Below are 18,504 nucleotides of genomic sequence, written 5' to 3' on the forward strand. Positions count from 1 at the left end.
TCACAGCGACAGTCAATTAGATGTACGACACTTCCGCAATTTCGAACTCTTTTTGACCACCAGGCGTGGTAATGACCACTTCATCGTCCTGCATTTTGCCAATCAGACCACGAGCAATCGGCGAGTTAACCGAGATCCGACCCGCCTTGATGTCAGCTTCATCGTCACCAACAATCTGGTACTTAACTTCATCTTCGGTATCAACGTCGATCAGCGTCACTGTCACACCAAAGATAACCTTTCCGGTGTTCTCCATCTTGGTGACATCAATCACCTGAGCCACCGATAGCTTATATTCGATATCGCGGATCTGCGCTTCACAGATACCCTGCTCTTCGCGTGCAGCATGATACTCGGCATTTTCCTTCAGGTCGCCCAGCTCACGAGCCTCACCAATCGCCTGAGAGATAATAGGACGGCGCTTCATTAATGCATCCAGTTCATCACGCAGCATCTTCTCGCCGCGTACCGTCATTGGAACCTTATCCATAACTTTACTTACCTCAAACCCCGTATAGTACCTAGCACTATTTTGGGCAAAAAAAAGCTAGTCCAGCTCCATGCTGAACCAACATTGTTAATAGGGAACAGAATTCATTTTAAACAAAGATGAGCAAGAGATCACCCTAGATACTGTCTCCAGTAATATAAGGCTTTTCCTCCTACAGGAACCTGACCCATTTTAATGTGGATTAGTTCACAAATATAATCAAACTTACAAAATAAGTACCACAATAAAATATCAATCATTTCTAAAGACAACTAAAAGCTCATCTCGGTAGAGAACTTTCCCGACCAAATATAAACACCTGATAAAGAAAGGCTTTTAGAACCAAAAAACACCAAAAAGTATTCCGGAAAAGTATTTTTCAGTTTTTTTTACTAACTGTCTGCCCGCAATAACCAGTAAAAAGAACACCATGCATTTAGCACTCTCATGCATACAACAAAATAATTCCAAAAGGATTCGACAATGAACAAGAAACTGATTGCTTTGGCAGTAGCAGCAGCATCAATCTCGGGCGCAGCAACAGCTGCAGAAGTCTACTCTGACGAAACTTCTAGCCTGGCAGTAGGCGGCCGTTTTGAAGCTCGCATGGTAATGGCTGATAACGAAGCGGGTGACAGCAAAGTTACTGACGCATCTCGTGTTCGTGTAAACATCGCAGGTAAAACTGATATCACTGAAGACATCTACGGTATCGGCTTCTGGGAAGGCGAATACAAAGATGGTGAAGATGTCGATAACCGTCACCTAAACGCAGGTCTTGGCGGCGAGTTCGGTCAGGTTCGCTACGGTAAGACTGACGGCTCTCTGGGCATGCTGACAGACTTCACTGATATCATGGCTTTCCACGGTAACGAAGCGGGTAACAAGCTAGCTGCTGCTGACCGTACAAGCAACAACCTTGCTTACGTTGGTTCTTTCGACCTTTCAGGCAACAACCTGACAGTTAAAGCAAACTACGTGTTCACTGGCGAAAACGAAAACGCTAACGGCACTTACGATGTTGACGGCTACTCTCTTGCTGCAATGTACGCTATGGACATGGGCCTGGCATTCGGTGCGGGTTACGGCGAGCAGGACGGTCAGGCAGCCCTAAACACTGAAACTGGCAAGCAGGCATTCGGTGCAATTTCTTACACTATCGGTGACTTCTACTTTGCAGGCCTATACCAGGACGCAGAAAACACTGAAGTACACGGCCTGAACGTTGAAGAGTCTAAGGGTTACGAATTTGCTGCATCTTACACGATGGGCGATACAGTATTCATTGCAACATACAACTACCTGGAAGACTCGAACAACGACAAGGATCTACGTGATTCTATCGCTGTTGACGCAACTCACTACTTTAACAAGAACTTCCGTGCTTACGCTTCATACAAGTTCAACAACCTAGACACAGACTCTACTGTTGGCATTACTAAAGCGAAGACATCTGACGAGTTCGTACTGGGTGCACGTTACGACTTCTAATCCCGACTGGATTAGCAAGGCTACATGCTAATAAGGGCGCTGACCTTCGGGTCGGCGCCTTTTTGCGATATGATGGTTAAACGACTTTCATATGGTTATTAACTTAATGCTCCGTGTTTTTCCCCTATTGCTAGGCCTGCTGCTTAGCCAGCCTGTACTTGCCAACTTTTCTCCCCAGCCTGCAATCAAACACTTACCCGGAGGCCAAGATGCAGCCCTGATTGTTGTCGACCCGGCTAGCGGCCAGGTAAAGTACTCCCAGCGAGAAAAACAGCTCCAGGCACCGGCCAGTACCCAAAAGCTCATCACGGCACTGGCAGCCAAACTCTACCTGGGCGACAGCTTCCGTTTTACAACCGATTTTGAGCGCAGCGGTGACGATATTATCGTTCGCTTTAGCGGCGATCCGACCCTGTCTCGCCCTCAGCTGGCCGCTCTGCTGGCCCAGCTAAAAAAAGCTAAAATCAACACGGTAAAAGGAAACATCGTGCTCAATGGGGCTGTATTTAGCGGCTATGAGCGGGCGCCTGGGTGGCCCTGGGATATTCTCGGGGTTTGCTACAGCGCCCCTGCCAGCAGCATCTCACTGGAACATAATTGCGTGCAGGGTGCTCTATACAGCAACAAGGCTCTTGGCCAGACAACACGCGTCAATATACCTGCCCACCAACCTGTCAGGGTCACGACTGATGCGGTGGTTGTCAGCAAGGAACAACAAAAAGCACGCTACTGCGACTTAACTCTGGTTGCCGATAATAACAATACCTACCAGCTAAGTGGGTGCTTACATAAACGCAGCCAACCGTTGCCGCTTAACTTCGCAGTGCAAAATACCGAGCTCTATGCCGGGGCAGTGATCCGCAGCGAACTCAAACGTGTAGGCATTGGCTTTGAAGGTAAAATCGTTCGTGATGATACGGCTCGGGGCAAACGCATAGCCCGCCATCAGTCCGACCCGTTGCCTTTGTTACTCGATACTATGGTCAAGGACTCCGATAACCTGATCGCAGATAACCTGGCCAAGACACTTGGCGGTCAATATTTCAAGCAGCCGGGCAGCTTTAGCAATGGTGTGGCCGCTATCAAGGCAATCTTGAATGAAAAAGCGGGGATTGATTTAAGCAAGGCCGTACTGGTCGACGGTTCCGGTCTGTCTCGCAATAACAGGGTTTCGGCGGCCCAGATGATGGAAGTGATCACTTACCTCTACCAGAATGACAAGCAGCTCAACTTGCTCAGCACACTGCCGGTAAGCGGAAAAAGCGGGACCTTACGCTATCGCCAGAGTATCCGCCACCAACCGCTCCAGGACAAGATAGCAGCCAAAAGCGGCTCGTTGTTCGGCACCTACAACCTTGCCGGGCTCATCACGACAAAATCTGGCAAGCAGTTGCTGTTCGTCCAGTTTGTGACCAACTATCACCCTGAAGAACCTGAAGAAGGGGCTCCGAAAGTCGCACCGCCCATTGAGCATTTTGAGCGTGAACTGTATCGAAGCTTATATGAGAGTTTCTAACGGCGTTTTTCGATACTTTAGGAGAACAAAGAATGCTCCTCCCCATTTTCAAGGGGGAGGGTAGCTTTACCTTAAACCCCACCCTAACCCTCCCCTTGAAAAAGGGAGGGGACATAAACAGCGCCCTCGATGTTGTTGCCCCTACTATAGGGGCACAAAACTTATGCCAGACCTAGCATCCAGTTCACCGTGGTGAAGTAGATCATCATCCCGGTAATATCTACCACCGAAGCCAGCACCGGGCTGACCAGCACTGCCGGATCCAGCCGGCAAGCCCTCGCGATCATTGGCAAGATACCACCGACAGTCGTCGAGAGGACAACCTGCAGCGATATAGCCATACCAATTGCCAGCGCAATATCATGTAACTGCATCCCCATCGGCAGAGCAGTACCGTCGCTGAACATCAGCACCCGGCCGACAATCACCATGGCCAGTACCGCAGCTATCACAATCGCGACCCGGAACTCTTTCCACATCACAGCCACCCAGTCCCGGCACCGTATTTCTTCCATCGCCAATGCCCTGACCACCAAAGTGGCAGCCTGAGAGCCTGTGTTTCCCCCGGCAGCGGCGATCACCGGCATATAAATTGCCAGCAATACCAGTTGGCTCAAGGTGTCCTCGTAGTGAGAGATGATGAGGCCCGAGACAATCCCCAGCAATGCTAAGCCGACGATCCAGCCGATACGCTCGCGGACGTGACTGAACACACTGTTTTTCAGGTAGTGTCCGGCCGGTTCGGCTTCAGAGCAGATCAAGCCAAGTCCGTTGGCCAAATGACGCATCCGAACGTGTTCGTTCATCTCATCCAACAGATCCAGCAGCGTCTGGACATGACGCAACGGACACTCATGTAACACTGCAATCGCCTCTGAAATCGGCATTCTCGCCAGCAGAGTGGCCTGCTCTTCAATGTTGTATTTCAAAAAAGCATTACGTACTGCCAGAACATCGTTCTGACCAAGATTTTCTGTTGCAGCTACAGACTGAGCTGCATAGTTCATTACCGCCATGGCGAATCTCCCGATTGGCAATGCCCGCCCTATCAGACAAGGCATGGGTAACGACCACCAGAATGGCGCTATACAACAGCATAAATGTGCCGAATACTACCGGAACCGGGCAACAAATAAGCCCAGATAGCCGACAGCATAAAGCCTGTCATTCATTACAAATTAGCGACATTCACTATTGAGAAATAGGCAAGAAAACCAGGAATGGTTTGTCAGGAAAGATATCGAAAAGAAAAGATACAAGACATACTATTCCGAACCCGGGCTGGCTCGGAATCACAGGAGACCGACACCGTTAGCGGGTTTGATTTTCCACCTTCATACTCGGGGGATGGTCGGTATCGTTCATTAAAGTCTCCAAAAAATATATCGCTTATGCGACGCCGCCAATTGTACGCAATTAAGTTGTCAGTTCAAGCAGTATCAACCGCGAATTTGACACAAAATATAAATGCCGTGCTCGAGTGCCAATAATAAAACAGCCCGCACAAGGCGGGCTGCTCATTCGTATCGACAACAGCCGTTAGGCGTTATTAAGACGAGCGTGAAGCTCCTGTACCGATGTCACCTTATTACGGTCATCGGCAGCCCAGGCCATGCAAGTTGCAAAGGCTGCATTAAGGGTAGTGGTATAGTTCACCTTCTCGGCCAGCGCACCGCGGCGAAGTACTTTCGAGTCTTCAATCGCCTGACGCCCTTCGGCGGTGTTCACGATATAGGTGTACTCATTGTTCTTGATACGGTCAAGAATATGAGGACGACCTTCGTGTACCTTGTTGACCAGACGCGGGTTAATACCCGCCTCGCCCAACACCACTGCGGTACCGTGAGTTGCATCCAGCTCGTAGCCCTGTTTCACCAGCTTGGAAGCCAGGTCAACCACGCGCTGCTTGTCATTGCTGCGTACCGACAGCAGGGCTCGGCCCTTCGCCAGCTTCTCCTTGCCACAGCCCAGCTCAGCCTTGGCAAACGCCTCGGCAAAGGTATCGCCCACACCCATTACCTCACCGGTAGAGCGCATTTCAGGGCCCAACAGCGGGTCAACACCCGGGAACTTGTTGAACGGCAATACAACTTCTTTCACCGAGTAATAAGGAGGAATGATTTCCTTGGTAAAGCCCTGGGACTCCAGCGTCTGACCAGCCATAACCCGTGCAGCAATTTTCGCCAGCGGTGCACCGGTCGCCTTCGAGACAAACGGAACCGTACGCGCGGCACGAGGGTTCACCTCAATCAGGTAAACTTCATTATCTTTTACCGCAAACTGGGTGTTCATCAGGCCTCGAACGCCTAGCTCGAAAGCCAGCTTCTCGACCTGCTGGCGCATCACATCCTGAATGTCCTGGCTTAGGGTATAAGCAGGCAGCGAACAGGCCGAATCACCCGAGTGGACACCTGCCTGCTCGATGTGCTCCATGATACCGCCAATCACCACGCGCTCACCGTCGCAAATCGCATCGATATCCACCTCGGTCGCATCATCCAGGAAGCGATCAAGCAATACCGGTGATTCGTTCGACACACTGACCGCCTCGTTGAAGTAACGGCGCAGGTCTGACTCGTCGTAGACGATTTCCATCGCGCGGCCGCCCAGTACGTATGACGGACGGACGACCAGCGGGAAACCAATTTCTTTTGATTTCTCAACGGCCTGCTCCATAGTCGTGACCGTGGCATTGTCTGGCTGCAACAAGCCCAAGCGCTCAACCGCAGCCTGGAAACGCTCACGGTCTTCGGCACGGTCAATCGCATCCGGGCTGGTACCGATGATAGGCACACCGGCCGCTTCCAGTGCTCGCGCCAGTTTCAGCGGGGTCTGGCCGCCGTACTGAACAATCACACCTTTCGGCTTCTCGACGCGGGCAATCGCCAGCACGTCTTCCAGCGTCACCGGCTCGAAGTACAGACGGTCAGACGTATCGTAGTCGGTTGATACCGTCTCAGGGTTACAGTTGACCATGATGGTTTCGTAGCCGTCTTCGCGCAGTGCCAGGGAAGCGTGTACACAGCAATAATCGAACTCGATACCCTGGCCGATACGGTTAGGGCCACCGCCCAGAACCATGATCTTGTCTTTGTCGGTCGGGTTAGATTCACACTCTTCATCATACGATGAGTACATGTAAGCGGTATCTGACGAGAACTCGGCGGCACAGGTATCAACACGCTTGTAGACCGGGTGAATATCGAACTGGTCACGCAGCCTGCGGATCTCGCTCTCTGCCACGCCAAGCAACTTCGCCAGACGCGCATCGGCAAATCCCTTGCGCTTAAGCTGGCGCAACACTGTCGCGTTCAGGCCGGCAAAACCGCCCTCTTTCACCTTCGCTTCCAGCTTCACCAGCTCTTCAATCTGAACCAGGAACCAGCGGTCGATATTGGTCAGGTTAAACACGCCGTCGACCGACAGACCGGCACGGAAGGCATCGGCGATATACCAGATACGCTCGGCACCGGCATCTTTCAGCTCATGGCGGATTTTAGTCAGTGAATCCGGGGCATCAAGGTCGACCATTTCGTCAAAGCCGGTCGCGCCGACTTCCAGGCCACGCAGGGCCTTTTGCAACGATTCCTGCTGGTTACGGCCAATCGCCATCACCTCACCAACCGACTTCATCTGAGTAGTCAGACGGTCATTGGCACCGGCAAATTTTTCGAAGTTGAAGCGAGGGATCTTGGTGACGACGTAGTCGATAGTCGGCTCAAACGATGCCGGAGTTGCACCGCCAGTGATGTCGTTCATTAGCTCATCAAGGGTAAAGCCGATAGCCAGCTTGGCGGCCACTTTGGCAATCGGGAAGCCGGTTGCTTTTGATGCCAGAGCAGAAGAGCGGGATACACGCGGGTTCATCTCGATGATAACCATGCGGCCATCTTTCGGGTTGATACCGAACTGAACGTTCGAACCACCGGTTTCAACGCCGATTTCACGCAGTACCGCCAGGGAGGCGTTACGCATCAGCTGGTATTCTTTGTCTGTCAGCGTCTGGGCCGGTGCTACCGTGATAGAGTCACCGGTGTGGATACCCATGGCATCGAAGTTTTCGATAGAACAGACGATAATACAGTTATCGTTCTTGTCCCGAACCACTTCCATTTCATACTCTTTCCAACCAATCAGCGATTCATCAATCAGCAGTTCATTGGTCGGCGACAGATCCAGACCGCGACGGCAGATCTCTTCGAATTCTTCTTTGTTATAGGCAATACCGCCACCGGTTCCGCCCATAGTAAAGGAAGGACGGATAATACATGGGAAGCCAACCATATCGAGGACTTTGTAGGCTTCTTCCATGGTTTTCGCCGTGTCGGCACGCGGACACTCAAGACCGATAGACTTCATTGCAGCATCAAAGCGCGAGCGGTCTTCCGCCTTGTCAATTGCGTCTGCCGTGGCACCAATCATCTCGACACCGAACTCTTCAAGCACGCCGTGCTTTTCCAGATCCAGTGCACAGTTTAGTGCCGTCTGACCGCCCATGGTCGGCAGTACGGCATCCGGACGTTCTTTCTCGATGATCCGGCGAACCACTTCCCAGTGGATCGGTTCGATATAGGTGGCATCGGCCATGTCCGGGTCGGTCATGATAGTAGCGGGGTTAGAGTTAACCAGGATAACGCGGTATCCCTCCTCACGCAGCGCCTTACAGGCCTGTGCACCCGAATAGTCAAACTCACACGCCTGACCGATAACAATTGGGCCAGCACCCAGAATCAGAACACTTTTAATGTCATTACGTTTTGGCATCTCTTACTACTCCGGCTTAGGCGCTGTGCTGCTTAATTAATTCGATAAAATGATCAAAAAGTGGCGCTGCATCATGTGGGCCAGGGCTTGCTTCCGGGTGGCCCTGGAAGCTGAATGCAGGCTTATCGGTACGGTGGATCCCCTGCAGGGAGCCATCGAACAGCGACTTGTGCGTTGCACGCAGGTTATCAGGCAGCGTCGCTTCATCAGCGGCAAAACCGTGGTTCTGGGAAGTGATCATGACGACATCGCGGTCAAGATCCTTAACCGGGTGGTTCGCACCGTGGTGGCCGAACTTCATTTTCACCGTCTGGGCACCGCTTGCCAGTGCCAGGATCTGGTGGCCAAGACAGATACCGAAAATCGGCAGCCCTTTCTCCAAAAAGACCTTGGTCGCTTCAATCGCGTAGTCGCAAGGCTCCGGATCACCCGGGCCGTTTGACAGGAACACGCCATCCGGCTTCAGTGCCAATACCTCTTCAGCCGAAGTCTGGGCCGGGACTACCGTCAGGCGGCAGCCACGGTCAACCAGCATACGCAGGATGTTACGTTTGGCACCAAAATCATAGGCAACCACGTGATACGGCAGTTCATTATCATCTTTGGCTTCAGGCAAGCCATTTTCCAGTGTCCATGACCCCTGCTTCCACTGGTATGTTTCAGCCGTGGTCACTTCCTTGGCTAAATCCATGCCTTTCAGGCCAGGAAACTCTTTTGCCTTCGCCAGCGCCAGTGCTTCGTCCAGGCTGTCGCCTGCCATAATGCAGCCGTTCTGCGCACCTTTTTCACGCAACACGCGTGTCAGCTTACGCGTATCAATATCGGCAATACCGACAATGTTTTGTGATTTCAGGTAGTCAGAAAGGGATTGTTGATTACGGAAGTTTGAAGCAATGAGGGGAAGATCGCGAATGACCAGGCCTTGCGCGTGGATTGAGGAGGATTCTTCGTCTTCGGAATTGGTTCCGGTGTTGCCAATATGGGGATAGGTAAGAGTAACAATCTGTTGGGAATAAGAGGGGTCAGTGAGAATTTCCTGATACCCCGTCATCGAGGTGTTAAAAACAACTTCACCAACGGCCGAACCATCTGCCCCTATGGACACGCCGCGGAACACTGTCCCATCTTCAAGGACTAACAGCGCAGATTTGCTCAAGACAACCTCCAAAAAAATAATCATGCAATTAAAACAGATAAACTTGCAACTACCCATTCCATACAAAGTCAAAAAGCGAGTCAAGCTGATTTTTGACAAATTCCGCGCAGTCTAGAGATCGCAGATAATTCTGTCAAGAAATCGACAAAAATAAATTTAATTTATATCAACCTTACACCATAAAGCCACCAAAGGCGTAAAAATAACAAGCTTTCTGTGGTTTTTAGGCCTAACGAATGACGCCCGATCTCATTTTATCGTTTGCTAAAATTTATCGAGCAACCCAAACAACAAAAACAAGGCAAACATCTAAAATAAGCAAAGTTAAGGCGATATTTTACCACCAAGACCACAAAACATAACCGAAGAGCGCAAAAACAAAAGAAAAGGGAGGGTATACAAGAAAAAAAGGAAGTGAAAATAAAACAGCGAAAAAACAACAAGACAAACCACTGTTTATGCAAAGATGACAACAAGGCGCATATCTCCTCGCCTCTTCTGGAGCACCAAGGTGCCCAGAAGAGGGAGTCAATCTAGAAAGGCCAGCTTACAGCTCGTCCAGCCCCAGCACATCCTGCATGGTGTAGAAGCCAGGCTTTTTATTGTTCAGCCATGCTGCAGCACGCACAGCGCCATTGGCAAACGTCATGCGATCTGTGGCCTTATGGGTAATTTCCACCCGCTCGCCAATATCGGCAAACATCGCCGTATGCTCGCCGACAATATCGCCGGCACGGATTGTGGCAAAACCGATTTCATCCCGGCTGCGTTCACCGGTGATCCCCTCACGGGCATACACCGCAACATCGTTGAGCTTATTGCCCATCGCACCGGCTATCGCCTCGCCCATACCAATCGCAGTTCCCGACGGCGCATCAACCTTGTGGCGGTGGTGGGCTTCAATGACCTCGATATCGCAATAGTCGCCCATCACCTTGGCCGCTTTCTCGAGCAGCTTAAACACCAGGTTCACCCCGACGCTATAGTTAGGGGCCATTACAACCGGGATATGCTCCGCCGCCTTGTCAATCAACAAGCGTTCGTCATCGCTGAAACCGGTCGTCCCGATCACAATTTTTTTGCCGTGCTGACGGCAAAACTCGATATTCGCTAACGTGGCTACCGGCGCAGTAAAATCAATCAGGACGTCGAAGTCATCTTTAGCCGCCGCCAAATCATCGACAATAGCCACAGAGACAACCCCGACACCAGCCAGCTCACCGGCATCTGCGCCCACAAGCGTCGAACCGCTGCGTTCTGTCGCCGCCCCCAGCTGTGCCTGCTCGGAAAGGTATGTGGCTTTTAGCAGCTGGCGGCCCATGCGTCCTGCCGCTCCAGCAATCGCAATTCTAACCATTGCGTCTATTCTCCCTGTTTCTGGATCTTGTTTGTATTACGACAATGTAGCCTGTTGGTGAATATAAAAAAAGCCCCGGCAGTGGCCGGGGCTTAATTTGAGATTCGATTCGTACCGTCTAGCTAGACATTTTTAACCTGTAGCTCACGCGGTACTTCGAAGAACATATTTTCTTCACGGCCGCTTAACTCTTCCACTTCCGCGCCGCTCAACTGCCGAATACGCTCAATGATCTGGTTGACCAGCTCTTCCGGTGCCGATGCGCCCGCAGTCACACCGACCTTGCTTTTGCCTTCGAACCACACCGGCTCGACATCTTCCGGGCAGTCTGTCAGGAACCCCGGCGTGCCGAGCTTTTCAGCCAGCTCGCGCAGGCGGTTGGAGTTCGAGGAGTTTTTCGACCCTACCACGATCATGACATCGACAGCCTCGGCCATTTCACGCACCGCGTCCTGGCGATTCTGGGTGGCATAGCAGATATCGTCTTTACGGGGGCCCTGAATGTCCGGGAACACCTGGCGCAGCTTGTCGATCACATCCGCCGTTTCATCTACCGACAGGGTCGTCTGGCTGACATAGTGCAAGTTAGATGGATCTTTGACTGTTAGCTTATCCACATCTTCCGGTGTCTCGACCAGATACATCCCGCCGGTTTCGCTGGCATATTGCCCCATGGTGCCTTCCACCTCAGGGTGACCGGCATGGCCGATCAGGACAACTTCCATATTTCGGCGGCTGGCACGCGCCACTTCCATATGGACCTTGGTTACCAGCGGGCAAGTGGCATCGAATACCGTCAGCTGACGGGCTTTGGCTTCGTTGCGCACAGCCTGCGAGACGCCGTGAGCAGAGAAAATCACAATATTGTCATCAGGGACTTCATGCAGCTCTTCGACAAAAATAGCACCACGCTGCTTGAGCCCCTCAACCACAAAGCGGTTATGGACGACTTCATGGCGGACATAGATTGGCGGCTGATACATTTCGAGTGCCCGCTCGACAATACTGATGGCACGGTCAACACCGGCGCAAAAGCCGCGTGGATTGGCTAATAAGATTTTCATTGCTAACAGCTCTTAATTTTCTATGGTCACAACTTCGACATCAAAGGTGACACGTTGCCCGGCAAGCGGGTGATTGAAGTCAACAGTCACAGAGTCGCCGACAACGTCAGTTATAATTCCGGGAATATCGTTACCATCAGGGCCGGCAAAAGCGATGATGGTTCCCACCTCGGCCGGCGCATCGGCACCGAACCTGGCTAAATCCACATGGTGGATGTTATCAGGGTTGGACAGACCAAATGCATCTTCCGGCTCAAGCGTAAAACTACTTGTCTGGCCTGCGGCCAATCCCAATAGACACTTTTCAAAATTATCCGTCAGGCTACCATCGCCCATCCGGAATTTTGCCGGCTTTCCCATCGCCTGGGTCGACTCTGCTACCGAGCCATCTTCCAGCTTGATGGCAAAGTGCATCAGTACTTCACTGCTTTCCGTAATTACCGACATGTAGGGTCCTTTTGTGTAGTGTCCGTTATATTTTATCCGCCCATTTAACAACAAAGCGCCGCCCGTATCAACGGACAGCGCTCAGGGTTATAGCTTGTAACGGCTTTTAGCGGTTAACTGGTTGTTTATTCTTGTCAGCTAAGAAGCCTTCCAAAATAATCAGCCCGGCACCACAGCAAATAGCAATATCGGCAATATTGAATGCCGGCCAATGATGGGTTCCGACGTAAAAATCAAGGAAGTCGACAACGAAGCCATGATACAGGCGGTCAAACAGATTACCGAGTGCGCCGCCAATGATCAGGGCATAGGCGCTGTTGGCCAATCGGTTCGACGCCGGAGAACGACGCATCCAGAATACCAACAGACTACATACCGCCAGTGCAATCGCTGTAAACAACCAGCGCTGCCAACCTCCCGCATCACTCAAAAAGCTAAATGCCGCCCCGTAGTTATGGACATAAAGCAGATTGAAGAACGGCAACAGCTCAATACGGTTAGGCCAACCGTATTCCATGGTGTTCATGACCAGGAGCTTGCTGCCAATGTCGAGTACAAACACCAGAGCTGCCAGCCACAGCCAGCGAACTCCAGATTGTTTAAGCGACAGCGTTTGTTTCGGCGATAACTTAGTCATTAGGCAAACTTACGCTCTTCACCTTCGCCGCTGATGTTGCTCACACAGCGACCACATACTTCTTCGTGCCCTTCGATCGTGCCCACATCAGCCACATGGTGCCAACAACGGTCACACTTCGCCGCTTCCGAAGCCGCAACTGTCACGAACAGACCTTCAACGTCAGTTTCCTGCGCACCTTCCGGCTTGCTGTCAGCAACCACGACTTCCGCTTTCGATGTCAGCATCACAAAGCGCAGCTCGTCTTCCAGCTTGTTCAGCTTCGCTGCCAGTACTTCGTTAGCATGAAGGGTAACTTCTGCCTGCAGAGCACCGCCAATCACTTTATCTTTACGCGCACCTTCAAGCAGCTTATTCACGGCACCACGTACCTGCTGGATCTCAGCCCAGAACTCGTTGTTCAGCTCTTCGCCTTCAGCCAGGCCGAACAGGCCGTCGAACCACTCGCCCGTGAATACGAACTTCTCGCGCTGCTCACCGTCACCTTGAGAAGCTGGCATCTCGTTCCAGATCTCATCGGCAGTGAACGACATAATCGGTGCCATCCAGCGAACCAGTGCCTCGACGATGTAATACAGCGCCGTCTGACAGCTACGCTGCGCGTGGCCACCACTCTTCGCGGTGTACTGGCGGTCCTTGATCACATCAAGGTAGAAAGAGCCCATTTCGATAGAACAGAACTGCATCAGGCGCTGAGTAACCGTGTGCAGGTTGTACTCGTCATACGCTTTGATGATTTCTTCCTGCGCCGCCATTGCTCGGCCAACCGCCCAACGGTCCAGTGCTACCATCTCTTCCGGTGCGACCAGATCGGTTTCTGGGTTGAAACCGCTCAGGTTGGCCAGGAAGAAACGTGCCGTGTTACGGATACGGCGGTATGCATCAGCAGAGCGCTTAAGGATTTCATCAGAAACAGCCACTTCGCCCGTATAGTCAGTAGAGGCAACCCATAGGCGCAGAATGTCAGCACCCAGCTTGTTGGTCACGTCCTTCGGTGCAACCACGTTACCAATTGACTTCGACATCTTGCGGCCCTGGCCATCAACCACGAAACCGTGGGTCAGCACCTGGTTGTAAGGCGCCTTGCCTTTCATCGCCACAGACGAAATCAGCGACGACTGGAACCAGCCACGGTGCTGATCCGAACCTTCCAGATACAGATCAGCCGCGTTGCCGTTGTACTCTTCGCGGCTATCAACCACTGAGAAATGGGTAACACCGGAGTCAAACCATACGTCCAGGGTATCTAGCACTTTCTCGTAGTTCGCTGCGTCTTCTTCACCCATCAGCTCAGCGTGGTCAAGATCCCACCATGCCTGAATACCTTTCTCTTCAACCAGCTTGGCAACTTTTTCGATCAGCTCAGGCGAGTTCGGGTGAAGTTCCTGTGTTTCTTTATGTACGAACAGGGCAATCGGCACACCCCAGGTGCGCTGGCGTGAGATACACCACTCCGGACGGCCTTCAACCATACCTTCGATACGGCTCTGGCCCCACTCCGGCATCCACTGTACATTTTTGATTTCTTCTAGTGCCTTGGCACGTAGACCCGCCTGATCCATCGATACAAACCACTGTGGTGTTGCACGGAAAATGATCGGCGTCTTGTGGCGCCAGCAATGCGGGTAGCTATGCTCATAAGCATGATGGTGAAGTAGCGCACCGTGCTCTTTCAGCGTTTCTACCACAGCATCGTTGGCTTTGAATACGTGTTGGCCTGCAAACAGTTCGGTATCAGGCAGATACACACCGTTGCTACCGACAGGGTTAGCCACTTCAAGGCCATACTTCTGGCCGACAGCAAAGTCTTCCTGACCATGGCCTGGCGCGGTATGTACACAGCCAGTACCTGATTCGGTTGTGACATGATCACCAAGGATTGCCGGTACGTCAAAGCTGTAGAACGGGTGGTTGAAGCGCATTAGCTCCAGATCCGCACCTTTACAGAAACCAAGGTTGTGGAAGTGCTCGATACCGGCACGATCCATAACCTCTTTTGCCAGCTCAGCCGCGACGATCAGGCGCTGAGGCGCTTGTTCACCATCAGAGCTGCCTTCAGTCTGGATCAGCACATATTCAAGATCTTCACGGATAGCAACCGCACGGTTTGCAGGCAGTGTCCAAGGCGTTGTCGTCCAGATTACGATCGAGACATCACCCTGGCCTTCGTGACCTTCCGTACAGCCAAACTTGGCAACGACGGCCGCTTCATCGACAGCTTTGAACTTCACGTCGATAGATGGCGAGACTTTATCTTTATACTCGACTTCCGCTTCTGCCAGTGCAGAACCACAGTCCGTACACCAGTGAACAGGCTTGAAGCCTTTTAGCAGGTGGCCCTGATCGGCAATCTTGCCCAGAGAGCGAATGATGTTCGCTTCTGTTGCAAAATCCATCGTACGGTAAGGCTTGTCCCACTCACCCAGTACACCCAGGCGCATGAAGCTTTCTTTCTGGCCTTCTACCTGACCGGCAGCATAGGTACGGCATTTCTCACGGAACTCGGCCGCCGTCACTTTGTGGCCCGGCTTGCCGACTTTCTTCTCTACCATCAGCTCGATTGGCAGACCGTGGCAGTCCCAGCCCGGGATATAAGGTGCATCAAAGCCAGAAAGAGTCTTTGACTTAATAATAATGTCTTTAAGAATCTTGTTCAGTGCGTGACCAATGTGAATATCACCGTTGGCATATGGAGGGCCATCGTGTAATACGAAGGATTTTTTACCCTTCTTGGCTTTACGGATCTCACCGTAAAGATCTTCATCATACCAACGCTTAAGCATCGCAGGCTCACGGTTGGCTAGATTGCCTCGCATCGGAAACCCTGTTTCAGGCAGGTTCAGGGTATCTTTATAGTCGCTCATTGATTCTCGATTCCGTTACTTGGGCGAAGTTGGACATTATTACGCTCAGACAGCCACACCCGTGCCGTTTGAGCATCACGCTCTATTTGCGCTTTTAGCGCATCAAATGATTCAAATTTAATTTCGTCACGCAGCTTATAGTGCAGCACAACTTCAATCTGACGTCCGTAGAGATCAGACTGGAAATCAAACAGGTGTACTTCTAGTTGCTGGCGTACACCATTGACTGTCGGCCGTCGGCCGACATTGGCCACTCCCGGAACGGGAGCACCTTCGACGCCGAAGACCTCTACCGCATAGACACCGGACACCGGTGACACACGCCGTTTGAGAGGGACATTCGCCGTCGGGAAGCCTATTGTACGGCCGAGTTTTCGTCCGTGGGATACCCGCCCGCTTATACTATACGGACGGCCCAGCATCGCCTCGGCCTGTTGCAAGTTGTCACCTGCCAGCGCCTGGCGAATCGCCGTACTGCTGACCCTTTGCTCAGAGACACAGAAGCTCTGTGTGCTGACAACGGTAAAGCCATATTCCTTGCCGGCTGCTACCAGCATAGCAAAATCTCCACTGCGACCCTTGCCGAAGCGAAAATCATCACCGACTACCAGAAACTTAACACCCAATTGCTCGACCAACAAGCGGCGAACAAAATCTTGCGCCGACATATCGGCAAAATGGGCATTAAAATTGACGCAAAGCAAACGATCTACACCAACTTGCTTCAACTGCAAGTACTTATCACGAAAGCGTGTCAGCCTTGCCGGTGCCTTTTCACCTGCGAATAGTTCCATCGGCTGCGGTTCGAAACTCATTACCGCGGCCGGGCATCCCAGCTCATGCGCTTTAGCCAGAACCCGGCGCAGTACCGCCTGGTGGCCTAAGTGAACACCATCAAAATTACCAATCGTCAACACGTTACCGTGATGCTCTGGCTTGATATTATGTATACCTCGGATTAATTCCATGCGCCGCTTTCATTTTCGCAGAGTGAAAAACTGACGGATTATATACTACTCTGCGCCCATCATACCAATCTGAATCAGATTCTGACTAGTTCACCACATTAATAGAGGCAAACCAATCATCCCTCGGCCTTCAGATGATGCAGACGGACTCCCAGTACAAGCACGGTAACCAAGTAGGCACCAGCACCGAGAGCGATCAGACCAGCCAGCCAGAGAACCCGGTAGCTCAGGCTCCAGGCCAGCCACTGGCTCATCGCCGGCAGCACCCACAACAGGGCTGCAACCATCACCGCCCCGGCAAACGCCAGGCGCAGGACAAACAGCAAGGTTGTTTTTGATACCCGGTATACATTGGCACGGTGCAGACCACGGTAGAGCAAGGAGGCATTCACCAGCGCCGACAGTGCCGTGGCCAATGCCAGTCCGATGTAGCCATACAGGTAGGCAAAAATCGCATTAAACACCATATTGGTCAGCATGGCGATGATACCGTAGCGCACCGGTGTCTTGGTATCCTGACGGGCATAATAACCCGGCGCCAACACTTTGATTAACATGAAGTTAAGCAACCCTGATGCATAGGCAAGCAACGACAGCGACGCCTGTTCGACATCCGCCGGGGAAAACTCCCCGCGCATAAACAGCACCATCAGCATCGGCTTGGCCAGCACCATCAGCCCCAGCATCGCAGGGATCCCCAGCAGCAGTACCATGCGTACCCCCCAGTCCATGGTCTGGGCAAAATGCTCACTGCTTTTCTCAACATGCTTGCGAGACAGGGCCGGCAGGATCACCGTGGCTATCGCAATCCCGAACAGCCCGAGCGGAAACTCCAGCAAACGGTCCGAGTAATACAGCCAGCTAATCGAACCAGTCATCAGGAAACTGGCAATGAAGGTATCAAACAGCAAGTTGATCTGGCTGACCGACACCCCGAACAGAGCCGGGATCATCAAGGTACGAATCTTTGCTACTCCGGGATCGTTCCATCCCCATTGTGGCTTGACCAGCATTCCCTCTTTATATAGGAAGGGGATCTGGAACAAAAACTGGATCAGGCCGCCCAGAAAGACCCCGATAGCCAGGCCGATTTCCGGCTGCTCCAGATTGGGGGCCAGAAACCACGCACAGCCAATGATCGCGACATTGAGAAACACCGGGGTAAAAGACGAAACGGCAAACTTACCCAAGGTGTTGAGAATCGCCCCGGACAAGGCAACAAAGGTAATGAACCATAAATAAGGAAAGGTAATTTTCAGCAGCAGGCTAGCCAGCTCGAACTTGGGGGCCGACGGTCCGTCATTTAACCAGTCAATAAACCAACCGGCACCGAACAGGGCCGTCACAACTCCTGAGCCCAGCACGCCAAACAGGGTCACGACTGATACGATAACCCCCAGGGTACCCGAGGCCCGCGCAATCAGCTGCCGGGTCTTGTCCATATCTTCAGAAGCATGGCTTTCTGTCAGTACCGGAACAAATGCCTGGGAAAAGGCTCCCTCGGCAAACAGACGACGTAAAAAATTAGGGATTTTGTTGGCAAAGAAGAAAACATCCGCCGCGGCTCCTGCTCCCATCAGGTTAGCCACCACCACATCTCGCACCAAACCCAGCACCCGAGAGACCAAAGTCATGGTGCTGACTATCAGTCCTGAGCGCAAAAGACGCTTACTCACAAAAAAAACCTCATAAAGATAGCCCAGAAAGGTGACTTACAGGGCGAAAAGCTGGTAAAATCTGCCGCCATATT

At 52.0% G+C, this 18,504-nt stretch carries 13 protein-coding genes; 2 read left to right on the top strand and 11 right to left on the bottom strand.

The genetic code is table 11. The annotated features are described in order from the left end of the window. Positions 1-16 precede the first annotated feature (16 nt). Positions 17-490, bottom strand: coding sequence for a transcription elongation factor GreA (gene greA / locus BIT28_RS04920; protein ID WP_075762528.1), 474 nt, complete (start codon positions 488-490; stop codon positions 17-19). 483 nt (positions 491-973) lie between these two features. Between greA and BIT28_RS04925 the strand changes: the two genes are divergently transcribed. Both BIT28_RS04925 and dacB read left to right on the top strand, forming a co-directional pair. Then, a complete protein-coding gene (locus BIT28_RS04925) occupies positions 974-1,981 on the top strand; it encodes a porin (RefSeq protein WP_075762529.1) in 1,008 nt (335 codons plus the stop codon). A 106-nt stretch (positions 1,982-2,087) separates the two neighbouring features. Further along, positions 2,088-3,497 carry a serine-type D-Ala-D-Ala carboxypeptidase gene (dacB, locus tag BIT28_RS04930; RefSeq protein ID WP_075762530.1) on the top strand — a complete coding sequence of 470 codons (1,410 nt, stop codon included), beginning with the start codon at positions 2,088-2,090 and terminating at the stop codon, positions 3,495-3,497. Between the two features lie 161 nt (positions 3,498-3,658). Here dacB and BIT28_RS04935 read toward each other — a convergent pair whose 3' ends face one another. The 10 genes from BIT28_RS04935 to murJ form a co-directional block, all read right to left on the bottom strand. Next, entirely contained in the window at positions 3,659-4,513 is an 855-nt protein-coding gene (locus BIT28_RS04935) for a magnesium transporter (RefSeq protein ID WP_075762531.1), read from the bottom strand. A gap of 523 nt (positions 4,514-5,036) precedes the next feature. Then, entirely contained in the window at positions 5,037-8,261 is a 3,225-nt protein-coding gene (gene carB, locus BIT28_RS04940; protein ID WP_075762532.1) for a carbamoyl-phosphate synthase large subunit, read from the bottom strand. 16 nt (positions 8,262-8,277) lie between these two features. Continuing rightward, a complete protein-coding gene (carA, locus tag BIT28_RS04945) occupies positions 8,278-9,417 on the bottom strand; it encodes a glutamine-hydrolyzing carbamoyl-phosphate synthase small subunit (RefSeq protein ID WP_075762619.1) in 1,140 nt (379 codons plus the stop codon). Between the two features lie 547 nt (positions 9,418-9,964). Beyond that, on the bottom strand, positions 9,965-10,774 hold the full coding sequence (gene dapB / locus BIT28_RS04950; RefSeq protein ID WP_075762533.1) for a 4-hydroxy-tetrahydrodipicolinate reductase: 810 nt from the start codon (positions 10,772-10,774) through the stop codon (positions 9,965-9,967). 122 nt (positions 10,775-10,896) lie between these two features. Then, positions 10,897-11,838, bottom strand: a complete 942-nt coding sequence (gene ispH / locus BIT28_RS04955) for a 4-hydroxy-3-methylbut-2-enyl diphosphate reductase (RefSeq protein WP_075762534.1) — start codon at positions 11,836-11,838, stop codon at positions 10,897-10,899. A 12-nt stretch (positions 11,839-11,850) separates the two neighbouring features. Further along, on the bottom strand, positions 11,851-12,285 hold the full coding sequence (gene fkpB / locus BIT28_RS04960) for an FKBP-type peptidyl-prolyl cis-trans isomerase (protein ID WP_075762535.1): 435 nt from the start codon (positions 12,283-12,285) through the stop codon (positions 11,851-11,853). A 106-nt stretch (positions 12,286-12,391) separates the two neighbouring features. Continuing rightward, positions 12,392-12,922: a signal peptidase II gene (gene lspA / locus BIT28_RS04965; RefSeq protein WP_075762536.1), complete on the bottom strand. Its 531-nt coding sequence runs from the start codon at positions 12,920-12,922 to the stop codon at positions 12,392-12,394. Beyond that, a complete protein-coding gene (gene ileS, locus BIT28_RS04970) occupies positions 12,922-15,786 on the bottom strand; it encodes an isoleucine--tRNA ligase (RefSeq protein ID WP_075762537.1) in 2,865 nt (954 codons plus the stop codon). Before ileS ends, lspA begins: the two co-directional genes overlap by 1 nt. Further along, entirely contained in the window at positions 15,783-16,754 is a 972-nt protein-coding gene (gene ribF, locus BIT28_RS04975) for a bifunctional riboflavin kinase/FAD synthetase (protein WP_075762538.1), read from the bottom strand. The genes ileS and ribF overlap by 4 nt, the downstream gene beginning before the upstream one ends. 116 nt (positions 16,755-16,870) lie before the next feature. Next, complete coding sequence (gene murJ, locus BIT28_RS04980) at positions 16,871-18,430, bottom strand: murein biosynthesis integral membrane protein MurJ (protein ID WP_075762539.1); 1,560 nt, start codon at positions 18,428-18,430, stop codon at positions 16,871-16,873. Positions 18,431-18,504: the final 74 nt, after the last annotated feature.

Origin of the sequence: Photobacterium proteolyticum (genome assembly GCF_001939735.1) — a bacterium.
Classification (GTDB): domain Bacteria; phylum Pseudomonadota; class Gammaproteobacteria; order Enterobacterales; family Vibrionaceae; genus Photobacterium; species Photobacterium proteolyticum.